Origin of the sequence: Paracoccus kondratievae, from assembly GCF_009301415.1 — a bacterium.
Lineage (GTDB): Bacteria > Pseudomonadota > Alphaproteobacteria > Rhodobacterales > Rhodobacteraceae > Paracoccus > Paracoccus kondratievae.
Genome location: NZ_CP045072.1, coordinates 1,393,953 through 1,415,948, shown reverse-complemented (window position 1 = coordinate 1,415,948; position 21,996 = coordinate 1,393,953). Strand labels below are relative to the sequence as shown.

The following is a 21,996-nucleotide window of genomic DNA, read 5'->3' as shown; positions in this document are numbered from 1 at the left end:
AACCAGCAACAGCCGGGAACGCAGCCATGGCCCATGTAAAGAACCACGATTATCAGATCCTGCCGCCATCCATCTGGCCCCTCCTTGGTGCTGTCGGCGCCTTCGTGATGCTGAGCGGCGCCGTGATGTGGATGAAAAGCGGGGGGCCGTGGCTCTTCCTGATCGGTCTGGCGGCCGTGCTTTACGTCATGTTCGGCTGGTGGTCTGACGTCGTGCGCGAGGGCGAGTCGGGCGAACATACCCCGGTCGTGCGCATCGGCCTGCAATACGGCTTTATCCTTTTCATCATGTCCGAGGTGATGTTCTTCGTCGCCTGGTTCTGGGCCTTTATCAAAAATGCCCTGTATCCGATGGGACCGGACAGCCCGCTGAAGGATGGCGTCTGGCCACCGGAAGGTATCACCACCTTTGATCCCTGGCACCTGCCGCTGATCAACACGCTGATCCTGCTGCTGTCAGGTGTTGCAGTGACCTGGGCCCACCATGCCTTTGTCCATGACGGCGACCGCAAGACCACGATCAACGGTCTGATCGTCGCGGTGATCCTTGGCGTCTGCTTTACCGGCCTGCAGGCTTATGAATACAGCCACGCTGCCTTTGGTATGGCCGACACCGTGTATGCTGGTGCCTTTTTCATGGCGACCGGCTTTCACGGTGCTCACGTCATCATCGGCACGATCTTCCTGTTTGTCTGCCTGATCCGGCTGCTGCGCGGCCAGATGACCCAGCAGCAGCACGTCGGGTTCGAGGCCGCTGCCTGGTACTGGCACTTTGTCGACGTGGTCTGGCTGTTCCTCTTTGTCGTGATCTACATCTGGGGCCGCTGATACCCTGAGACATCTTCACGGCGCGGGGCAAAAGTTCCCGCGCCGTTTGCATTGGAGGCCCGCCATGCGCCGCTATCTGTTCCCGCTGATCATCGGCGTGATCGGCTGTGCCATCCTGATCTCGCTGGGTGTTTGGCAACTGCATCGCCTTGAGTGGAAACAGGGATTGCTGAGCGAAATCGAGGCCCGCATCGGGGGTGCGCCTGTGCCGTTGCCGGAGGCGATTGATCCCTCGATGAAATACCTGCCTGTGCTGGTTTCGGGCGAAACGACTGGCGAAGAGATTGACGTTCTGTCCGGTACCCGCGAGCTGGGCGGCGGCTATCAGGTTATTTCGGGCTTTGTCACCGATGATGGCCGGCGGATCCTGCTGGATCGCGGCTTTGTTGATCAGGACCATCGCCGCGATCCGCGCCCGCCCGTGCGGCTGGAGGTGGCAGGCAATCTGCACTGGCCCGAGGAAAAAGGCAGTGCCACGCCCGAACCAAACCTTGACGAAAATATCTGGTTTGCCCGCGATGTCCCCGCCATGGCTGCCAAGCTTGGGACCGAACCGGTCCTTGTCGTGGCGTCCGAGACGCGGGGGGACGATCAGGGCGTTCAGCCGATTCCGGTCGCGGTCGCGGGCATTCCGAACAATCACCTGAGCTATGCGATGCAATGGTTCATGATTGCCGCGGTCTGGGCAGGGATGACAGTGGCGCTGATCTGGCGTATCAGGCAGCGGAAATTCTAGGGGGACGCGATGCGTTACGTTTCGACCCGGGGGCGGGCTCCGGTCTTGGACTTCGAGCAGGCGATGATGACCGGTCTGGCCCGGGACGGAGGGTTGTATCTGCCCGAGACCATCCCGACCTTCTCGGCAGAAGAGATCGCCAGCCTCGAAGGCCTGCCCTATGAAGAGGTTGCCCGGCGCGTCATCACCCCCTTTGTCGGTGACAGTTTCAGCGACGCCGACCTGCGCGATGCCATCGCCCGCGCCTATCAGGGGTTTGACCATATCGCCCGCGCCCCGCTGGTTCAGCTTGCGCCCGGCCATCACCTGCTGGAGCTGTTCCACGGTCCGACCCTGGCCTTCAAGGACTTTGCGATGCAGCTGATCGGCCAGCTTTTCCAGCTGGCACTGGCGCGTTCCGGGCAAAGGATCACCATTCTTGGTGCGACTTCGGGCGATACCGGCTCGGCCGCGATCGAGGCGTTCCGGGGGCTTTCGAATGTCGATGTGTTCATCATGTACCCGCATGGCCGGGTCAGCGAGGTGCAGCGCCGTCAGATGTCGACCCCTGCGGATGCCAATGTCCATGCACTGGCGGTAGAGGGCACGTTTGACGACTGTCAGGCGCGGCTGAAGGATCTGTTCAATGACCACGAGTTCCGCGACACGGTGGGCCTTGCGGGTGTGAACTCGATCAACTGGGCGCGGGTGCTGGCGCAGATCGTCTATTACTTCGCTGCCGCTGTCAGCCTTGGCGCACCGGCACGGGCGGTGGATTTCACCGTACCGACCGGGAATTTCGGCGACATTTTCGCGGGCTCTATCGCCCGGGCTATGGGGCTGCCGATTGGCAAGCTGGTGATCGCCACCAATCAGAACGACATTCTGCATCGTGCGCTGACCAGTGGGGAATATCGTGTCGGCACCGTCGAGCCTTCGATCAGTCCGTCGATGGATATTCAGGTCAGTTCGAACTTTGAACGTGCGCTGTGGCTGGCCTATGGCCGCGACGGCAATGCCGTTTCGGCCCTGATGGAAGAGCTGAAATCCGGCGGTTTCACCATCAGCCAAGGTGCGCTTGAGGCGCTGCGTGAAACCTATATCTCGGGCCGCGTTTCCGAGGCCGAGACGACGGCGATGATAGCCACCATCCGCGAGGAAACCGGCGAGGTGATCTGCCCCCATACTGCGGTTGCGGTGAAGGTGGCGCGTGCACATCTGCGCGCGGGTGTGCCGATGGTCAGTCTTTCGACCGCGCATCCGGCGAAATTCCCCGATGCGGTTGAGGCCGCGACCGGCATCCGGCCGCCCCTGCCGTCGCGTATGGCCGACCTCTTTAAACGCGACGAACGCATCACGCGTATTGCAAACGACGCCGAGGCGATTAAATCGCTGATTCTTGAACGGAGAACAGCGTGAATCAAATCCGCATCAGCACTCTGCCGAACGGTCTGCGTGTCGTAAGCCGCAATATGCCGGGGCTGCACTCTGCCGCCATCGGTATCTGGGTCAACGCAGGCTGCCGGGATGAGCGGGCCGAACAGAACGGCATTGCCCATTTCCTTGAACATATGGCGTTCAAGGGCACGGCCCGCCGCAGCGCCTTGGAGATCGTCGAGTCGATCGAAAACGTGGGCGGGTATATCAACGCCTATACCTCGCGCGACGTTACCTCTTATTACGCGCGCGTATTGGCAGGGGATGTCGACCTGGCGCTGGATGTCATCTCGGACATCGTGCTGAACCCGGTCTTTGACCAGCGCGAGATCGAGGTTGAGCGGGGCGTGATCCTGCAAGAGATCGGCCAGTCGCTCGACACGCCCGATGATGTGATCTTTGACTGGCTGCAAGAGGCGGCCTATCCAGACCAGCCCATGGGGCGCACCATCCTTGGTCCGGCCGAACGCGTCAGCCATTTTGGCCGTGAGGATCTGTCGGGCTTTATTGGCGAACATTACGGGCCTGAACGGATGATCGTCGCCGCTGCAGGTGCGGTGGAACATGACCGTATCTTACGTCAGGTCGAGGCGATTTTTGGCCATCTGCCGAGCCGCGCCCTGACCCAGCGCGAACCCGCCCGCTGGCAAGGTGCCGAGGCGCGGCGTGTGCGTGACCTGGAGCAGGCCCATTTCGCGCTGGCCTTTGAGGGACCGGGCTATCAGGCGGCCGATTTCTATGCTGCGCAAATCTGGACTTCGGTGCTTGGGGGCGGAATGTCCTCGCGCCTGTTCCAGAAACTGCGCGAAGAGCGTGGGCTTTGCTATTCGATCTTTGCCCAGTCCGGTTTCCATGACGACACCGGCATGGTCACGATCTATGCCGGCACCTCGGGCGAGCAGATAGCCGATCTGGCAGAACTGACCGTCGATGAGTTAAAGCGTTCGGCCGAGGATATGACCGCCGCCGAGGTTGCGCGGGCGCGCGCCCAGCTGAAAGCCGGGTTGCTGATGGGGCTTGAAAGCCCGACCGGTCAGGCCGAGCGGATGGCGCGTTCCCTGGCGATCTGGGGCAGGGTGCCCGATCCGGCCGAGGTGGCCGAGCGGATTGATGCCGTGACGGTGGGCGATATCCGCGCCCATGCCGAGCGGCTGATCACCCATGCACGCCCGGCGCTTGCGCTTTACGGCCCCGTCTCGGCTGCGCCGTCGCGCGAGGTGCTGGCAGAAAGGCTCGCCGCCTGATGTTCTCGCGCCGCCGTCCGCCGCGTCTGGAAACCGAGCGGATGGTGCTGCGCCTGCCGGCGCATGCCGATTTCGGACCTTGGGTGGCGCTGCGCGTCGAAAGCCGTGCCTTTCTCACCCCGTGGGAGCCGGTCTGGGCGCCTGATCATCTTAGCAAGCGCAGCTTTACCAATCGCGTCTATTGGGCGCAGCGGGCCAGCCGCAACGGCTCGGCGCTGCCACTCTTCCTGATCCGCAGGGACGGGACGCTTTTGGGTGCGATCACGCTGGACAATATCCGTCGTGGACCGGCGCAATCAGCGGCCATCGGCTATTGGATCGGCCAGCCCTTTGCCCGGCAGGGCTATATGCTTGAGGCGATTGGCGCGGTCGTGCGCTACGCCTTTGGCGAGATGGATCTTAGCCGTATCGAGGCCGCTTGCCTGCCCGAGAACTCGCCCTCTCGCGGGGTGCTGGAGCGTTCGGGCTTTAAGTATGAGGGCGTTGCGCAAAGCTATCTGCAGATCAACGGGCGTTGGCGCAATCACGTGCTTTACGCCAACCTGCGCCACGACCGGCGCGGCAAGACCGAGGTGCGCTGATGCTGAACCCCGCTGATGAAGCTTTGGCCGCCTGCCTGCCCGAAGGCGTCCTGCGCGAGGTGACACCTGCCTATCTGGAAGAGCCGCGCGGCCGCTGGCAAGGCCAGGCCGGGCTGGTTGCCGCGCCCCGCAACACCGCTGAGGTTGCTGCTATTGTTCGCGCCTGTGCCGAGGCCCGCGTTGCCATTGTCCCGCGCGGTGGCGGCACCGGCCTTGTCGGGGGACAGGTCATGCCCGATGCACCGCCACCGCTGATCCTGTCGCTTGAGCGGATGACTGCGCTGCGGGCGGTGTTTCCCGAAGAAAATGTGCTGGTGGCCGAAGCAGGCATGACCCTGCAAGCCGTGCGCGACGCGGCTGAGGCAGCAGGACGGCTTTTCCCGCTATCGCTTGCCAGTCAGGGTACGGCGGCGATTGGCGGCTGCCTTGCGACCAATGCGGGGGGCGTTACTGCGCTGCGCTACGGCACGGCGCGCGCGCTGTGCCTGGGGATCGAGGCGGTGCTGCCCGATGGCTCGATCGTCCATGATCTGAAGCGGCTGCGCAAGGATAACACCGGTTACGATATCCGCGACCTTCTGATCGGGGCCGAGGGGACGCTGGGCATCATTACCGCAGCCAGTCTGAGGCTGGTGGTGCCGCCGCCGGGGATCGGCACGGCGATGCTGCAGGTCCCGTCACCCGAGGCGGCGCTGACGCTTTTGTCGCTGGCCGAGGGGCGCATGGCCGGGGGTGTGACCGCCTTTGAACTGATCGGCGGGCAGGGGCTGGCCTTTCTGGCCGAGGTTCTGCCAGAGATCCGCCAGCCCCTGCCGGGCGCAGAATGGTCAGTGCTGATCGAGGTTGGCCTGCCCGAAGGCCTTGCCCCTGAAGCGGCGCTTGAGGCTTTGCTGGTCGACGCGATGGAGCGCGGTTTGGTCACCGATGGGGTGATTGCGCAGTCTGGCGCTCAGGCGGCGGGCTTTTGGCATCTGCGCGAACATATCCCCGAGGCGAACCGCCGTATCGGCGCGGTCGCCAGCCACGACATCAGCCTGCCCCTGTCCGAAGTCGCCGGCTTCATTCGCAATGCTGGCGAGGCCCTTGCGGATGAGGGGCTGCGGATCAACTGTTTTGGCCATCTCGGTGACGGCAACCTGCATTATAATCTTTTCCCCGCGCCGGGCCGCAGCCGCGCCGATTACGACGACCGGCGCAAGGCCCTGTCGCAGCGCGTTCATCAGATGGTGGTGGATCGGGGGGGCTCATTCTCGGCCGAACATGGCGTCGGGCGGCTCAAGGTCAGCGATCTGGAACGTTGGGGCGATCCGGTGCGGCTTGCCGCGATGCGGGCGATCAAGGCGACGCTAGACCCCTTGGGGATCATGAATCCGGGGGCGGTGCTTTCAGCAGGGGCGTAAGTTTTGCCCGCAGATGCTCCAGATAGGCTGACAGCCGTGGTGGCATGAAAGGCTGTGGCAGGTAAAGCGCCTGAATATCCAGCCGGGGGCGCTGATAATCGGCCATCAGCCGTTCAAGCCGCCCTTCGGCCACGTCATGCGCCACGACAAAGCTGGGGATCAGCGCGATCCCCTCACCTGTCAACACCAGTTCGCGCACTGCCTGCGCGCTGTTTACAGTGATCTGACCGGGCAGGGGGACACTGATCACCTTGCCTTCGACCAGAAAGGCGGCACGCCCGGGGTTCTGGGCATTGCTGTCCCGGATACAGACATGATCGCGCAGCGCCTCGGGGTGGGTTGGGCGCGGGCGGCTGGCCAGATAGGCGGGACTGGCGACCACCCATGCCTCGGCCTGACCGACGCGGCGCGAGATCAGGCTGGAGTCAGGCAATTGCCCGATACGCAGCGCCAGATCAAACCCTTCGGCTGCCAGATCGACGTAACGATCACTTAGATGCAGGTCGATATTCAATGCCGGATGGGCGTGGGTGAAATCGCGGGTCAGCACGGTCACGAACATCTCGCCAAAGGTGACCGGAGCGGTCACGCGCAGCCGGCCGGTCAGCGCCCCTTCCTCGGCGCTGGCCTGTCCGTCCAGCTCCTCGACGGCGGCAAGCACGCGGCGGGCTGCGGCCAGATAGCGCTCTCCGGCCGGGGTCAGCGACAGTGATCGCGTGGTGCGGTTAAGCAGCGTCACCCCCTGCTGCCCCTCCAGCGCGGCGACATATTTGCTGACCAGCTTGTTCGAAATCCCCAGCCGCGTCCCCGCCCGGGTAAATGAACCGGCATCGACCACCGCGACAAAGGCACGGATGCCGTCGATCTTGTCCATATGTGTCCCCGCTGTGGCGATAATGTTTCCATAAATATGGCCGTTTTTGCGACAATTTCCAGATGCTATCTGGGCAGCAAGGAACGTATCCAAGGAAACGCAAAAATGACCGACTTTATCCACGGCGGCGCGGCCACGGCCGAGCGCAACGCCGACATTGCCGCTTTCATCCTGCGGGTCTCGACCGGGGCCTGGTTTCTGGTTCACGGGTTGACCAAGCTGTTCGTTTTCACCCCCGCGGGCACCGCCGGCTACTTTGAATCGATCGGCCTGCCGGGCCTGCTTGGCTATCTGACCATGCTGGCCGAGATTCTGGGTGGTCTGGCGCTGATCGGCGGTATCTTCACCCGCATCATCGCGCTGGTGATGGCTGCCCTGCTGCTTGGCGCGGCGTGGTTCGGTCATGGCTCGGCCGGTTTCTCGTTCAGCAACCCGGGTGGTGGCTGGGAATATCCGGTGCTTTGGGCCATCACCATGGTCGCGCTGTCGCTGCTGGGTGATGGGGCGTGGTCGCTGGGCCGTCGCCGCTGATCTACAGGCGAAACGATCTTGCACAGGCCGGCCCTTGGGCCGGCCTTTCCTTGCATGCATGGCTGGATTGATTTGTCACTGTCGCGCTTTGTCCCTAATCATCCCGTCACGATCAGGGAGGCTGTCATGACCCAGGACTATCTTGGCCGCATTCGTCACAAGGGGCTGCTGGACCGCGTGGTCAGTGCCGAACAGGCGGCAAGCCTGATCCGTGACGGAATGGTGCTGGGCATGTCGGGCTTTACCCGCGCGGGCGAGGCTAAGGCTGTGCCCATGGCGCTGGCCGAACGCGCCAAGGCCGAGCCGCTGAAAGTGACGCTGATGACCGGTGCGTCGCTTGGCAATGACCTGGACAAGACGCTGGCCGAGGCAAAAGTCCTGTCCCGCCGCATTCCCTTTATGTCCGACCCGGGTCTGCGCCGCGCGATCAATACCGGTGAGGTCATGTATGTTGATCAGCACCTCTCGGAAACGGTCGAGCAGCTGCGTACCTGTCAGTTGCCCCCGGTCGATATCGCCATTGTCGAGGCCGTCGCGATTACCGAAAGCGGTGGCATCGTGCCCACCACTTCGGTCGGGAACTCGGCCAGTTTCGCCTTGCTTGCTGAAAAGGTGATCGTCGAGATCAACCTTAGCCAGTCCGAGGCGCTGGAGGGGCTGCATGACATCTATATCCCGACCTACCGGCCCAGCCGCACCCCGATTCCGGTCGTGACGCCCGAAAGCCGTGTCGGATTTCCCTTCATCCCGGTGCCGTCCGACCGTATCGCGGCCATCGTGATTTCGACCAAGCTTGACTCCTCTTCGACCATCCATGACCCGGATGACGAGACGCGCGCCATCGCCGGTCACCTGACCGAATTTCTGAAAAACGAGGTCGCGCAATCCCGGCTGCCTGGCCACCTGCATCCGTTGCAGGCTGGTATTGGGACAATCGCGAATGCGGTCCTGCATGGGTTCATCGACAGCCCGTTCCATGATCTGACGATGTATAGCGAGGTCTTGCAGGACTCGACCTTTGACCTGATGGATGCGGGCAAGATGGTTTTTGCCTCGGGATCGTCGATCACATTGTCTGCGCCGAAATACCGTGACGTGATGGGGCGCTTCCATGAATTCAAACCCCGGCTGGTGTTGCGCCCGCAAGAGATTTCGAACCACCCCGAGGTCGTCCGCCGCCTTGGCCTGATTTGCATCAATACCGCACTTGAGTTCGACATTTATGGCAACGTGAACTCGACCCATGTAATGGGGACGCAAATGATGAATGGCATCGGTGGCTCGGGCGATTTCGCGCGCAACGCTTTCCTGTCGGTCTTTGTCACCAAATCGACGGCCAGGGGCGGGAATGTCTCATCTGTGGTGCCCATGGTCTCGCATGTCGATCATAGCGAACATGATGTGGATATTCTGGTGACCGAGCAGGGGCTTGCGGATCTGCGCGGCCTTGCACCGCGTGAACGGGCGCGGGTGATCCTGCAAAACTGCGTGGCCCCCGAATGGCGCGACGGGCTTGAGGATTATTACGCCCGGGCGCTGGCGCGCGGTGGTCATACCCCCCATGTGATCGAAGAGGCACTCAGCTGGCACGACCGCTTGCGCCGTACTGGCAGCATGAAGCCCGAATGAAAAATGCCCCGCCAGAACGGCGGGGCATTTTCTGATCGGGGCCCTGTCCCTGCTGGTTTGCAGAGGGCGACTACCTTACCAGGCCGGGATCACCGCGCCCTGATATCTCTCTTCGATGAATTTCTTCACCGCCGGGTCGTGATAGGCTTCGACCAGTTGCTTGGCCCAGGGCGCTTCTTCATCGCCTTTGCGGACCACGATGATGTTGGCATAGGGGCTGTCTGCCTTTTCCATGGCGATGGCGTCCTCATTGGGGTTCAGCCCGGCGTCCAGCGCATAGTTGGTGTTGATGATGGCGATATCGACATCGGCCAGCGCGCGGGGTAGTTGGGCGGCGTCAAGCTCCATGAACTTCAGGTTCTTGGGGTTCTCGGTCACGTCCAGAGGCGAGGGGGTCAGGCCAGTACCGTCGGCCAGTTTGATCACGCCCTTGTCCTGCAAAAGCAGCAATGCGCGGCCGCCGTTGGTCGGGTCGTTCGGGATCGCGACCTGCGCGCCTTCGGCCAGCTCGTCCAGCGACTTCAGCTTTTCGGAATAGGCGCCCATCGGGGTGGTGATGGTTTTGCCGATCGCGACCAGATCAAAGCCGCGGTCCTTGATCTGGTTGTCCAGATAGGGCTGGTGCTGGAAGCTGTTGGCCTGCAGATCGCCATCGGCCAGCGCCTGGTTTGGCACGACGTAATCGGTGAATTCGATGATGTCGATGGTCAGGCCCTTGGCCTCGGCGATCTTGGCGACCTCTTCCATGATCTCGCCATGTTCGCCGGGGGAAACGCCGACCTTGATTTCTTCGGCCACGGCCATGGCGGCCGAAAGGGCCAGCGCCGAAGTCAGGGCGGCAAGGCGGAAAATGCGCATTGGATGTCCTTTCAGGTTATCGGCCCCGGTTGCGGGGGGCACGTTTGTCGAAACGGGAGGCGATCCATTCGCCGACGGATTGCACCAGTTGCACCAGCACGATCAGGATGATCACGACGGTCAGCATCACCTCGGGCATGAAACGCTGATAGCCGTAGCGGATGCCCAGATCGCCCAGACCTTTGCCGCCGACCGCGCCGACCATGGCCGAATAGCCAATCAGGCTGACCACGGCGAGGGTAAGCCCCAGGATGATGCCGGGCAGTGCCTCGGGGATCAGGACCTTGCGAATGATCTGGACCGGGGTTGCGCCCATGGCGCGCGCGGCCTCGATCAGGCCGGCATCGATTTCGCGGATGGCGGTCTCGATCAGGCGGGCGATAAAAGGCGCGGCGGCAATGGTCAGCGGCACGATGGAGGCAGTGGTGCCGATCGAAGTGCCGGCGATCAATTGCGTCAGCGGAGTGATCGCCACCACCAGGATGATAAAGGGGGTTGAGCGTGCGGCGTTGACGATCAGCCCCAGCAGAGAGTTCAGCCATGGCGCAGACAGCAACTCGCCCCGGCGCGAGGTGGCCAGAAACACCCCCAGCGGCAGGCCGATCAGCGTGCCGATCAGCGTGGACGTGGTCACCATGTAAAGCGTCTGCAGCGTTGCCTGCCACAGAATGGGGATCAGGTTAGCCGACATAGCCAAGCACCTCGGTCAGCAGGCCGTGTTCTTCCAGAAAGCGGCGCGATTCCTCCAGCCGCGGGGCAGGCAGGGCAACGATCAGGCTGCCAAAGGGTTTGGTCCCGATCTCTTCGATGGCTCCGGCAAGGATGTTGACGCTGACGCCCCGCTCTGAGGTCAGCCGCGCCAGCATCGGGTCAGTGGCATGGTTGCCGATAAAGGTGATCTGGACCACCGCCTCGGCTGTCGGAGAGGGCGGGGTCTCTTGCATGCGATGGGCGACAAACTGCGGTACCGCTACGCCCGTTACACCGGTCAGAAACGAACGCGTGGTCGGATGGGCAGGTTTCGAAAAGACCTCATAGGTATCTCCGGCCTCGACGATGCGACCGGCCTCGATCACCGCGACCTGAGTGCAGATATCGCGCACCACCGCCATTTCATGGGTGATAAGCAGGATGGTCAGACCCAGTTCACGGTTGATGCTGTGCAGCAGCTCAAGCACCTGCCGCGTCGTGTCAGGGTCCAGCGCCGAGGTCGCCTCGTCCGACAACAGGACGCGCGGCCCGGTCGCAAGCGCCCGGGCGATCCCGACCCGCTGTTTCTGCCCGCCCGAAAGTTCGGCCGGATAACGGTCGGCCTGCTCGGTCAGGCCGACGCGCTCGATCAGCTCGGTGACGCGGGGGGCGATCTTACCGCTGTCCTCGCCCGCGATCTCCAGCGGCAGGGCGATGTTCTCGGCCACAGTACGGCTGGCGAGCAGGTTGAAGTGCTGAAAGATCATGCCAACCTCGCGCCGGATGCGGCGCAGGCTGGCGGTCGAGGCCGCGCCTACATCGTGGTCGTTCACGATCACCTTGCCGGTGCTGGGGCGCTCAAGCCCATTCACCATGCGCAACAGCGTCGATTTCCCGGCCCCGGAACGGCCGATGATGCCGGTGATTGCGCCTTTCGGTACGTCCAGCCAGATGTCGTGCAGGGCCACCACTTCGCTATCGCCCTTTTGCGGATAGCGGCGCGTCACGCCCTGAAAGGAAATTGCCGGCTCTGTCATTGCCCCTGCCTTGAATGTCAGGCGAGACCTATGCCCGACACGGCCGGGTTGGCAAGGGGCAGGGACCCCCGAAAAGGGTAACGCCATTCCAAACCGGGGCTGCCGGATGGAATGGCGTTCCTGTCTGGCGAATTACGCTGCGGAAAGTGCCGAGATGATCGGGCCGAAATCGGCCGCCCTGAGGCTGGCGCCGCCGACCAGAGCACCGTTCACATGGGGAATGGCAAAGATCTCGGCCGCGTTTCCGGGTTTGACCGAGCCGCCATAGAGCAGCGCAAAATCGGCCCCGTCGGCAAAGCGGGCGGCAAGGCGGTCGCGTATCAGGGCGTGGACCTCGGCGATCTGCTCGCTGGTCGGGGTGCGGCCGGTGCCGATGGCCCAGACCGGTTCATAAGCGATAACAGTATTGGCGGCCGTCGCACTCTCGGGGATCGAGCCTGCAAGCTGGGTCGAGATTACATCCAGCGTCTCGCCCGCGTCACGCTGTGCCTCGGTCTCACCGACGCAGATCACCGCGACAAGCCCGGCCTCATAGGCTGCGACGGATTTCGCCGCGACATCAGCGTCGGTTTCGCCATGATCGGTGCGCCGCTCGGAATGGCCAAGAATGACATGGCTTGCGCCTGCGTCCCTCAGCTGGGCTGCGGCGATGTCGCCGGTATGGGCGCCCGAGGTCTTGGCGTGGCAGTCCTGACCGCCGACCGCGATCTTGCCCTCAACGCGACCTGCCAGCGCATGGACCAGTGTCGCGGGCGGGCAGATCAGCACATCGCAGCCCGGCCGGGGGTGATCGGCCAGCAGCTGGTCGATCTCGGCCAGCGAGGCCAGGGTTCCGTTCATTTTCCAGTTTCCGGCGGCAAGTTTGCGCGGGGCCATCAGCCTCTCTCCCTTATCAGCTTCCGACAGGGGATTAGGCCGCGCGCGTCGCGCGATCAAGACGGCAGGAGGGTACGGAACACGAACCTGCGGCGAAAGGTCTAGGCTTTCGCCCGCGAACCTTCGAGCGGGGCGAAGCTTACCGATTCGCCACAGCCGCAACTGTCGGTGACATTCGGGTTACGAAACTTGAAGCCGGATTCGAGCAGGCTGGTTTCATAGTCGATCTCGGTTCCGAACAGAAACATCTGTGCGGTGGGCGCGATCATGACCCGCGCTTCGCCCTGTTCAACAACCTCATCGCCGGGCGAAGCGTTCTCGGCCAGTTCCATGGTGTATTCCATGCCTGCGCAGCCACCCTTTTTCAGCCCGATCCTCAGGCCGCGGGCCGATTTCTGGGCCATAAGCCGGGCAATCTGGCGTTCAGCCGCCGGGGTGATGGTCACGGGGGATTTGCCGGGGATCGAGAACATCGCACATTCCTTGTTCGCTGCCATTCATTTAAGTACAAGCTTGCCGCCACTCAAGGGGCCCGGGCGCTTGACACCGGCAACAGTGCGGCTATAAGCGCCGCTTCATTGGTGTTGGTGGACCCCGCAAGGGGAACCCTGTCGGGCCCTGGATCGCAAGATGCTTGGCCAAAGGACAACGCCCTTCGAAACTGATAACACGAAGGAGATCAGCGATGACCAAACGCACCGCTGCCAAGTACAAGATCGACCGCCGCATGGGCGAAAACATCTGGGGCCGCGCCAAGTCGCCGCTTAACAAGCGCGAATACGGCCCGGGCCAGCACGGCCAGCGCCGCAAGGGCAAACTGTCGGATTTCGGCACCCAGCTGCGCGCCAAGCAGAAGCTCAAAGGCTATTACGGCGACCTGACCGAAAAGCAGTTCCGCCGCATCTATTCCGAAGCCGAGCGTGTGCGCGGCGACACCGGTGAAAACCTGATCGGCCTGCTGGAGCGCCGTCTGGACGCCGTCGTTTATCGCGCCAAATTCGTGCCGACCGTCTTTGCTGCCCGTCAGTTCGTGAACCACGGCCATGTCGAGGTGAACGGCCGCCGCGTGAACATCCCGTCGTATCGCGTCAAGGAAGGCGACGTGATCTCGGTTCGCGAGCGTTCGCGTCAGCTGACCATCGTGCTGGAGGCCGTTGGCCTGACCGAGCGTGATGTTCCGGACTATCTGGAAGTGGACCACAACAAGATGACCGCGACCTTCGTTCGCACTCCGGCTCTGGGCGACGTGCCCTATCCGGTGCAGATGGAACCGAATCTGGTCGTCGAATTCTACGCGAAAAACTGATCCTTTCCGGATCGCAGTTTTACGGGGGCCGCTCCTTTTGGGGCGGCCTTTTGCTTTTGGGCTGCTGCAATAACAAAATGAACGCAGCCGTTCACATTCCGGCCTGTGTCTGAGCAAGTGGCTTGCAGTGCGGCGGTGCTTTCGGGAAAAGCGGCGCGCAGAAAGGACATGAGGCAAGGGATGCGTTCTTTTATTCTGGCTATGGTCGGGGTGATGGGAGTGACGACGGCGGGCGCGGCGCAAGAGCGACCGGGCAAGGAAGAGCGGCTGTGGACCTGCGACACGTCGATCGCGGGCGAAAAAACCGAGATCAATTATGTCCGCGATGCCGAGTTTCATGAAAATGTCGGCCGGCTGGAAAAGAACTTTTCTGGCTGGGGGCGGATCACCTGTCCGGGCTATGTCACGCTGCGCGAGATCCTGCGGCGCAATGAGATGGGTGATGACGGCAGCTATTGTCTGCTGTGGGACAAGGAAAATGACACCTACATCGGCGCGCAAAAGGGGCCGCGCAAAGGTAACGCCTTATGCCGCAAGACCCTGTGCGAGCGGGTAAACTCGGCCCGTCAGGCCACTTTCCGTAATGCCAATGCGCTGGCCGTGGCCGGTTATGATGCGGTGACGCAGCGACCGGGCGCGACGATTCTTGCCGCGACCTCGGGGCAGATGGTCGGCACGCTTGAGGCGGCGGGCGCGGCGGCCGCGGGGCTTGCCACATCCCCGGTTGCGGTCGGCTCGCTTGTCATCGGAACGGCCGCCGCCGGTGGGGCCATGTGGTATTGTGCCGAGGAATAGGGGGCACGCAACCCGGGCCGGACAAAGGAAAAGGCCGCCCGGGGGCGGCCTTTCGTTATCTGTCCGGGTCCAGATCTCAGGACTTGGCGAGGTTGCGCAGCACATAGTGCAGCACACCGCCGTTTTCGAGGTATTCGATCTCGACCTCGGTATCGACGCGGGCCTTCAGCTGGATGGTCTTTTCGCTGCCATCGGCATAGCGGATGGTGCAGGGAACCAGCGACAGCGGTTTGAAGTCGCCTTCCAGGCCGCCGATGGTGATGACCTCGTCGCCCTTAAGGTTCAGGGTCTTGCGGTTCTCACCTTCGGTGAACTCCAGCGGGATGACGCCCATGCCGACGAGGTTCGAGCGGTGGATGCGCTCAAAGCTTTCAGCGATGACCGCTTTGATGCCCAGCAGGTTGGTGCCTTTCGCCGCCCAGTCGCGCGACGACCCGGCGCCGTATTCCACGCCACCAAAGACGACCAGCGGCGTACCCTCGGCCTGATAGGCCATGGCGGCGTCAAAGATCGAGGTCTGCTGACCATCAGGGCCTTTGGTGTAGCCGCCTTCGACACCCTCCAGCATCTCGTTGCGGATGCGGATGTTGGCAAAGGTACCGCGCATCATGACTTCGTGGTTGCCGCGGCGCGAACCGTAGCTGTTGAAATCCTTGGGCTGGACCTGACGCTCAAGCAGGTATTCCCCGGCCGGGGTGGTGGGCTTGAACGAACCTGCGGGCGAGATGTGGTCGGTCGTGATCATATCGCCCAGGATCGCGAGGACGCGCGCGCCCTCGATATTGGTGATCTGGCCCGGCTCTTTCGACATGCCGCGGAAATAGGGCGGGTTCTGGATATAGGTCGAGGTCGGCGGCCAGTCATAGGTCTCGCTGTCGGTGACCTCGACGCCCTGCCAGCGCTCGTCGCCCTTGAACACATCGGCATATTTCTTTTGGAAGGCCTCGCGGGTCACAGTCGCCTCGACCAGTTCGGCAACCTCCTGCGTGGTCGGCCAGATGTCTTTCAGATAGACATCCTTGCCCTCGGGGGTCTGGCCGATCGGGTCCTTGGTCAGGTTGATGTTGACATCACCCGCGATGGCATAGGCGACGACCAGCGGCGGCGAAGCCAGATAGTTGGCGCGCACATCGGGCGAAATCCGGCCCTCAAAGTTGCGGTTGCCCGACAGGACGGCGGTGGCGACCAGATCGTTGTCGTTGATCGCTTTCGAGATCGCCGGATCGCCCAGCGGCCCCGAGTTGCCGATACAGGTGGTGCAGCCAAAGCCCACGAGGTTGAAGCCGATGGCGTCCAGATCCTCTTGCAGGCCGGCGGCTTCAAGATATTCGGCCACAACCTGCGACCCCGGTGCGAGCGAGGTCTTAACCCAGGGCTTGCGGGTCAGGCCAAGCGCACGCGCCTTGCGGGCGACCAGACCGGCACCGATCATCACATAGGGGTTCGAGGTGTTGGTGCAGGAGGTGATGGCGGCGATTACAACCGAACCGTCGCGGATGGTGTAATCCTGACCCTCGACGGCCACGGTTTTGCGCACATCCGTGCCGTTGGTGATGACCCCGCCGCCCTCTTCGACCATCTCTTGGGCGGCGGCGGACATGTCCACACCGCGATATTCCGCAACCGTCTTGTAGAAAGCGCGTGCGGCAAGGTTCAGCGGCGTGTAGTCCTGCGGCCGTTTCGGGCCCGAGATCGCCGGAACGATGTCGGCCATGTCGAGATGCAGGGTGTCGGTATAGATGGGCTCGTAATCGGCACCGCGCCAGAAACCGTTCTGTTTGGCATAGGCCTCGACCAGCGCGATACGATCTTCGTCACGGCCCGTATTGCGCAGGTAGCGCAGCGTTTCGTTGTCGATCGGGAAGAAACCGCAGGTCGCGCCATATTCGGGCGCCATGTTGGCGATGGTGGCACGGTCGGCCAGCGGCAGGTGGTCAAGGCCGTCGCCGTAGAATTCGACGAATTTGCCGACGACGCCTTTCTTGCGCAGCATGGCCACGACTTTCAGCACCAGGTCGGTGGCGGTGGTGCCTTCCATCATCCTGCCGGTCAGCTTGAAGCCGACGACTTCGGGGATCAGCATCGAGATGGGCTGGCCCAGCATCGCGGCCTCGGCCTCGATCCCGCCGACGCCCCAGCCCAGAACGGCAAGGCCGTTGACCATGGTCGTGTGGCTGTCCGTGCCGACCAGAGTATCGGGATAGGCGACGTTCGCGCCCTGCTGGTCGGTGTCGGTCCAGACGGTCTGGGCCAGATATTCCAGGTTCACCTGGTGGCAGATACCGGTGCCGGGCGGCACAACGCGGAAGTTGTTGAACGCCTTTTGCCCCCATTTCAGGAAGGTATAGCGCTCAAGGTTGCGTTCATATTCCAGGTCAACGTTGCGCTGGAAGGCGCGGGGGTTGCCGAACTCGTCGATCATCACCGAGTGGTCGATGACCAGATCGACCGGGTTCAGCGGGTTGATCTTTTGCGCATCACCGCCCAGAGCCTTGATGCCATCGCGCATCGCGGCAAGGTCCACCACGGCCGGAACGCCGGTAAAGTCCTGCATCAGGACGCGTGCCGGACGATAGGCGATCTCACGCGGGTTCCTGCCGCCTTTTTGCGCCCATTCGGCAAAGGCTTTGATGTCCTCGACGCTGACCGTGCGGCCGCCGTCCTCAAAACGCAGCAGGTTTTCCAGCACCACCTTGAGCGAGGCGGGCAGCCTGGAAAAATCGCCAAGCCCGGCCTGTGTCGCGGCTTCGATCGAGTAATAGGCGTAGCTGTGAGAGCCCACCTGAAGCTGGCGGCGCGTCTTTGCGGTGTCTGTTCCTGTAACGATGGGCATGACTCGGCTCCCTATCCTTGCAAAAAGGTGGCTGAATGGCGGTGCTGCCTGCCATTTGCCCCTTTTCCACATGGGGATCAAGGGGGGTGCGGCAGATTTGTATGCAATTGTATGCCAATTTCTGCGCCCCGGGCGGGATGTGGGTTTTGCATCACGGTCGCGGGGTGAACACGCTGCACTAACAAAGCATTGATTTGTCGTTCCCCCATCACCCGGATTACCTGATGCGGATCGGAAGGGCCGGGAATACGGAAGAATATGGCGGCAAGGCGCATCAAGATATCAGCCCGTGGGCAGGCGTGCAGGGCAGGGGTCCTGCCGGTTCTGGCCTGCGCTGCCGTGGTTGCGCTGACCGGGCTGGGTGTCCCGGCATTCGCGCATGAGATGGGCGAAGGCCCGGCAGAAGGCGCGACTCCGGTCTGCATATTCGATACCGGCGCTGCCGATGTCGCGGCCACCCTGTCGGGTCCGGCTGCGGAACTGCCCTCCTCGGGCGAGGGGGCTGCCCCGGCAAGCACCTTTGTCGAGATCGTCGATGAGGATGGCGTTATCGGTCTGATCGAGGCCCCGAAGGGTGAGCCCGGGGTGCCGGCCGACCAGTCGTCGCCGGTGATGCCTTCGGACCCCTTTGCCGCGCCCGGCGTTTCGACCTTTGCCGAGGTGCAGCCGCGTGCGCGCATGATCGGTCCGGTCGGTCAGCCCCCGGTGGTGGTCGAGCTTTTCACCTCGCAGGGCTGTTCATCCTGTCCGCCCGCTGATGAGCTGCTGGCCGATCTGGCCGAGCGCGAGGATGTGCTGACGCTGTCTTGGCATGTCGATTACTGGGATTACCTTGGCTGGGCCGACGAGTTTGCGCGGCCTGAATTCACCCTGCGCCAGCAGGCCTATGCCCATCAGTCCGGCGAGCGTGCGATCTATACGCCCCAGATCGTCGTTGGCGGGACAGATACGCTGATCGCATTGCGCCCGGCAGAACTGGTGGGGCTTGTCCAGACCCAGATGGCATGGCCGACTCCGGTGATGGTTTCTTCAAGCCAGGGCAAAGAGGGTTACCGGATCGAGCTGACACCGCGCAGCGCGATCAAGGATCGGGTGGCGATCATTCTGGTGCGTTATGCTCCACAGCGCAGGGTGGCCATCAGGGCTGGTGAAAATCGTGGCAAGGTCGTCAACTATCGCAACGTCGTGCTGGCGGCCGAGCGGATTGCCGAGTGGGACGGCCGGGCCCCGCTGCGCCTGACCGTGCGGCAGGACGGTCAGAACAGCACCGACTTTCCCGACGACACCCGCCATGCCATTCTGGCGCAAGAGCTGGGTCGCGGCGACGCTCGTATGGCCAGCGGCCCCATTCTGGCAGCCATCCGTCTGGACTAGGCGCCGCTTGCGCCGGGACCGCTTCCGGCGCAATATCGCGCCCCCAAAGCTGAGCAGGAGCCTCGCCTTGACCGAACCGCGCAAGATCAATCCCTGGCTCAAGGCCGCACTGGACCTTGGCCCGCTGGTCCTGTTCTTTGTCGTCTTCATGCGGTTTCGGGATCAGACCGTGACCTTGGCTGGGCGTGAATATTCCGGATTCATCTTTGCCACGCTGGTCTTTGTGCCGGTCCTTGTCATTTGCACGCTGGCGCTATGGCGCCTGACGGGGCGGCTGTCGCCCATGCAGATCGCCACGCTGGTTCTGGTCGTCGTCTTTGGCGGGCTGTCGATCTGGCTGAATGATCCCAGGTTCTTCAAGATGAAGCCGACGATCATCTACCTGATCTTTGCCGCGCTGCTTGGCGCAAGCCTGATCCTGCGCCGCAACTGGCTTGAGCTGGTCATGTCCGAGGCCCTGCCGATGCGTGCCGAGGGCTGGCGAATCCTGACCCTGCGTATGACGCTGTTGTTTCTGGGGCTTGCCATCGCCAATGAGGCGGTCTGGCGGCTGATGTCCGAAACGGCCTGGGTGAATTTCAAGACCTTTGGCCTGCCGGCGATCATGGTGGTGTTTTTTGTGGCCAATTCGCGGCTGTTTGAACGCCATGCCTTGCCTCGCGACAGCGAATAGCCGGCCCCGGGGCCTTGCACGGCTGGCCGGGCAGGAGTAACCCGGCATCCTGACCATCAGGAGCCAGCCATGTCCCAGGAGTCGAACAAGCCTCTGCATCCGCGCACGCGCGCTGTCCATCACGGCATTCGCCGCAGCCAGTACGGCGAGATGGCCGAGGCCCTGTTCATGACCCAGGGCTTTTCCTACGACAGCGCCGAACAGGCCGAGGCCCGTTTCATCAAGACCGGGCCGGATGAATTCATCTATGCCCGCTATGGTAACCCGACCTCGCGCATGTTCGAGGATCGGATCGCCAACCTTGAAGGTACCGAGGACGCTTTTGCCACTGCCAGCGGCATGGCGGCGGTGAACGGGGCGCTGATGTGTTTTGCCAAGCCCGGCGATCATATCGTTTCGTCGCGGGCGCTTTTCGGTTCATGCCTTTATGTGCTTGATGTGCTGGTGCGTTTCGGGGTCGAGGTGACCTATGTCGATGGCACCGATCTGGAACAGTGGCGCGCGGCGATCCGGCCGACGACGCGGGCGGTGTTCTTTGAATCGGTCTCGAATCCGACGCTGGAGGTGGTGGATATTGCCGGCGTGGCCGGGCTTGCCCATGCGGTCGGCGCGCTGGTCGTGGTCGATAACGTCTTTGCCACCCCGGTTTATTCGCGTGCCGTGCAGAACGGTGCCGATGTCGTGGTCTATTCGGCGACCAAACATATCGACGGCTCGGGTCGCTGTCTGGGTGGCGTGATCTGTGGAACCCGCGAGTTCGTGCGCGACGTGGCCGAACCCTATCTTAAACATACCGGCGGCGCGATCAGCCCCTTTAACGCATGGATGATGCTGAACGGGCTGACGACGATGGACCTGCGTGTTCGTGCCCAGACCGACAGCGCCTTGCGCCTTGCCTCTGCGCTTAAGGATGATGGCCGTCTGTCGCGTGTGATCTATCCCGGCCTTGCCGACCATCCGCAATATGATCTGGTCATGCGCCAGATGGGGGCGGGCGGCACCATGGTGGCCATCGACCTGGGCAGCAAAGAAGCTGCCTTTGCGGCGATGAACCGGATGCAGGTTTTCCAGATTTCGAACAACCTTGGCGATGCCAAGTCGATCGTCACCCATCCCTCGACGACGACGCATCAACGCCTGTCCGAAGAGATGCGGGCCGAGCTGGGCATCACCCCCGGCCTTTTGCGCCTGTCGATCGGGCTTGAGGACGCGGATGATCTGATCGCGGACATCCGCCAATCCCTGGCCTGAGGGCGCTCTGGCGTCCGGAACTTGCCGGGCGCCCCCTTTCCTTTCGGGTCGCGAGCCCCCAGATTATTGCCGACCTTTAAGCGAGGACGACCATGACCGAGGCCCGCCCAATCGCCACCGAACGCGCCTATCCTGCGCTTAAGCGCGAATACCCGGCCGATTTCCGGGTCGATGACGCCTATAAGGCCAGCCTGCCGGACCTGCAGAACGGACCGGCCAGCCTGATCGTCGGGGCGCGCGCGCCGATCCAGCACGTCGGCATCTCTAACTTCCGTCTGCCGATCCGCTATATGACCCGCGAGGGCGGCGAGATCACGCTTGAAACCAGCGTTACCGGCACCGTCAGCCTTGAGGCTGATCGCAAGGGCATCAACATGAGCCGCATCATGCGCTCGTTCTATGCCCATGCTGACAAGCAGTTCTCAATGGGGGTGCTTGAGGCGGCGCTGGACGATTACAAATCCGACCTCGACAGTCTGGACGCGCGTATCATGATGCGGCTCAGCTATCCGATGCGGGTCGAGTCGCTGCGCTCGGGCCTGTCGGGCTGGCAGTATTACGACATTGCGCTGGAACTGGTCGAAAAGGCTGGCCAGCGGCTGCGGATCATGCATTTCGACTATGTCTATTCCTCGACCTGCCCCTGTTCGCTTGAGCTCAGCGAACATGCCCGGCGTATGCGCGGCCAGCTTGCGACGCCGCATTCGCAGCGTTCGGTGGCCCGGGTCTCGGTCGTCATGCAGGGCGATACCCTGTGGTTCGAAGATATGGTGACCCTGTGCCGTCGTGCCGTCGCGACCGAGACCCAGGTCATGGTCAAGCGCGAGGACGAACAGGCCTTTGCCGAGCTGAACGCCGCCAACCCGATCTTTGTCGAGGATGCGGTGCGCGCCTTTGCCGCCGAGCTGATGGCCGAGCCGCGTATCGGCGATTTCCGCGTCGTGGCGAGCCATCAGGAATCGCTGCATTCGCATGATGCGGTTTCGGTGCTGACCGAAGGGGCGACTTTTGCCCATGCCAGCCTTGATCCTGCGATCTTTGCCGGCCTCAGGGCGTAATGCTGTG

General features: G+C 62.8%; 21 protein-coding genes. 14 read left to right on the top strand and 7 right to left on the bottom strand.

The window, feature by feature from the left end; genetic code table 11:
- The first annotated feature begins 26 nt into the window (after positions 1–26).
- The 6 genes from F8A10_RS07035 to F8A10_RS07010 all read left to right on the top strand — a co-directional run bounded on the left by F8A10_RS07035 (position 27) and on the right by F8A10_RS07010 (position 6,204).
- Positions 27–827, top strand: coding sequence for a cytochrome c oxidase subunit 3 (locus F8A10_RS07035; protein ID WP_010392504.1), 801 nt, complete (start codon positions 27–29; stop codon positions 825–827).
- A 64-nt stretch (positions 828–891) separates the two neighbouring features.
- A complete protein-coding gene (locus tag F8A10_RS07030) occupies positions 892–1,563 on the top strand; it encodes an SURF1 family protein (protein WP_010392503.1) in 672 nt (223 codons plus the stop codon).
- Between the two features lie 9 nt (positions 1,564–1,572).
- Positions 1,573–2,961 carry a threonine synthase gene (gene thrC, locus F8A10_RS07025; protein WP_152366979.1) on the top strand — a complete coding sequence of 463 codons (1,389 nt, stop codon included), beginning with the start codon at positions 1,573–1,575 and terminating at the stop codon, positions 2,959–2,961.
- 53 nt (positions 2,962–3,014) lie between these two features.
- Positions 3,015–4,223, top strand: coding sequence for a M16 family metallopeptidase (locus tag F8A10_RS07020; RefSeq protein ID WP_264675554.1), 1,209 nt, complete (start codon positions 3,015–3,017; stop codon positions 4,221–4,223).
- The gene (locus F8A10_RS07015) at positions 4,223–4,804 is read left to right on the top strand and encodes a GNAT family N-acetyltransferase (RefSeq protein WP_010392499.1); all 582 of its coding nucleotides are present in this window, start codon (positions 4,223–4,225) and stop codon (positions 4,802–4,804) included. The genes F8A10_RS07020 and F8A10_RS07015 overlap by 1 nt, the downstream gene beginning before the upstream one ends.
- Positions 4,804–6,204, top strand: coding sequence for an FAD-binding oxidoreductase (locus F8A10_RS07010; protein ID WP_085501101.1), 1,401 nt, complete (start codon positions 4,804–4,806; stop codon positions 6,202–6,204). The genes F8A10_RS07015 and F8A10_RS07010 overlap by 1 nt, the downstream gene beginning before the upstream one ends.
- Here the strand turns inward: F8A10_RS07010 and F8A10_RS07005 are convergent.
- A complete protein-coding gene (locus tag F8A10_RS07005) occupies positions 6,167–7,078 on the bottom strand; it encodes a LysR family transcriptional regulator (protein ID WP_085501100.1) in 912 nt (303 codons plus the stop codon). The two genes, F8A10_RS07010 and F8A10_RS07005, sit on opposite strands and share 38 nt — an antisense overlap.
- A gap of 105 nt (positions 7,079–7,183) precedes the next feature.
- Between F8A10_RS07005 and F8A10_RS07000 the strand changes: the two genes are divergently transcribed.
- Together F8A10_RS07000 and F8A10_RS06995 are read left to right on the top strand one after the other, a co-directional pair.
- Entirely contained in the window at positions 7,184–7,609 is a 426-nt protein-coding gene (locus F8A10_RS07000) for a DoxX family protein (protein ID WP_152366977.1), read from the top strand.
- Between the two features lie 126 nt (positions 7,610–7,735).
- Entirely contained in the window at positions 7,736–9,238 is a 1,503-nt protein-coding gene (locus tag F8A10_RS06995) for an acetyl-CoA hydrolase/transferase family protein (protein WP_010392494.1), read from the top strand.
- A 75-nt stretch (positions 9,239–9,313) separates the two neighbouring features.
- On the opposite strand, the gene F8A10_RS06990 is transcribed toward F8A10_RS06995, so the two are convergent.
- From F8A10_RS06990 to F8A10_RS06970, 5 genes are all read right to left on the bottom strand, one after another.
- The gene (locus F8A10_RS06990) at positions 9,314–10,096 is read right to left on the bottom strand and encodes a MetQ/NlpA family ABC transporter substrate-binding protein (protein ID WP_193668093.1); all 783 of its coding nucleotides are present in this window, start codon (positions 10,094–10,096) and stop codon (positions 9,314–9,316) included.
- A gap of 16 nt (positions 10,097–10,112) precedes the next feature.
- On the bottom strand, positions 10,113–10,787 hold the full coding sequence (locus F8A10_RS06985; RefSeq protein WP_010392490.1) for a methionine ABC transporter permease: 675 nt from the start codon (positions 10,785–10,787) through the stop codon (positions 10,113–10,115).
- Positions 10,777–11,823, bottom strand: a complete 1,047-nt coding sequence (locus F8A10_RS06980; RefSeq protein WP_010392488.1) for a methionine ABC transporter ATP-binding protein — start codon at positions 11,821–11,823, stop codon at positions 10,777–10,779. Before F8A10_RS06980 ends, F8A10_RS06985 begins: the two co-directional genes overlap by 11 nt.
- A 132-nt stretch (positions 11,824–11,955) precedes the next feature.
- The gene (gene tpiA, locus F8A10_RS06975; protein ID WP_152366976.1) at positions 11,956–12,699 is read right to left on the bottom strand and encodes a triose-phosphate isomerase; all 744 of its coding nucleotides are present in this window, start codon (positions 12,697–12,699) and stop codon (positions 11,956–11,958) included.
- Positions 12,700–12,800: 101 nt separating this feature from the next.
- The gene (locus tag F8A10_RS06970) at positions 12,801–13,172 is read right to left on the bottom strand and encodes a HesB/IscA family protein (RefSeq protein ID WP_010392483.1); all 372 of its coding nucleotides are present in this window, start codon (positions 13,170–13,172) and stop codon (positions 12,801–12,803) included.
- A gap of 212 nt (positions 13,173–13,384) precedes the next feature.
- Here F8A10_RS06970 and rpsD point away from each other — a divergent pair, with 212 nt between their 5' ends.
- Both rpsD and F8A10_RS06960 read left to right on the top strand, forming a co-directional pair.
- Entirely contained in the window at positions 13,385–14,005 is a 621-nt protein-coding gene (gene rpsD / locus F8A10_RS06965) for a 30S ribosomal protein S4 (protein WP_010392481.1), read from the top strand.
- A gap of 180 nt (positions 14,006–14,185) precedes the next feature.
- On the top strand, positions 14,186–14,800 hold the full coding sequence (locus F8A10_RS06960) for a hypothetical protein (protein ID WP_010392479.1): 615 nt from the start codon (positions 14,186–14,188) through the stop codon (positions 14,798–14,800).
- Positions 14,801–14,876: 76 nt separating this feature from the next.
- Here the strand turns inward: F8A10_RS06960 and acnA are convergent, their stop codons facing one another.
- Positions 14,877–17,633 carry an aconitate hydratase AcnA gene (gene acnA, locus F8A10_RS06955; protein WP_010392477.1) on the bottom strand — a complete coding sequence of 919 codons (2,757 nt, stop codon included), beginning with the start codon at positions 17,631–17,633 and terminating at the stop codon, positions 14,877–14,879.
- Positions 17,634–17,891: 258 nt separating this feature from the next.
- On the opposite strand from acnA, the gene F8A10_RS06950 reads away from it, so the two are divergent.
- The 4 genes from F8A10_RS06950 (at position 17,892) to folE2 (ending at position 21,989) form a co-directional block, all read left to right on the top strand.
- A complete protein-coding gene (locus tag F8A10_RS06950; RefSeq protein WP_152366975.1) occupies positions 17,892–19,007 on the top strand; it encodes a DUF1223 domain-containing protein in 1,116 nt (371 codons plus the stop codon).
- A gap of 67 nt (positions 19,008–19,074) precedes the next feature.
- Positions 19,075–19,680: an inner membrane-spanning protein YciB gene (locus F8A10_RS06945; protein WP_085501094.1), complete on the top strand. Its 606-nt coding sequence runs from the start codon at positions 19,075–19,077 to the stop codon at positions 19,678–19,680.
- A 69-nt stretch (positions 19,681–19,749) separates the two neighbouring features.
- Positions 19,750–20,931 (top strand): O-succinylhomoserine sulfhydrylase, encoded by a 1,182-nt coding sequence (gene metZ / locus F8A10_RS06940; RefSeq protein WP_010392472.1) that lies wholly within the window; start codon positions 19,750–19,752, stop codon positions 20,929–20,931.
- 92 nt (positions 20,932–21,023) lie between these two features.
- Positions 21,024–21,989, top strand: coding sequence for a GTP cyclohydrolase FolE2 (gene folE2, locus F8A10_RS06935; protein ID WP_152366974.1), 966 nt, complete (start codon positions 21,024–21,026; stop codon positions 21,987–21,989).
- Positions 21,990–21,996 lie beyond the last annotated feature (7 nt).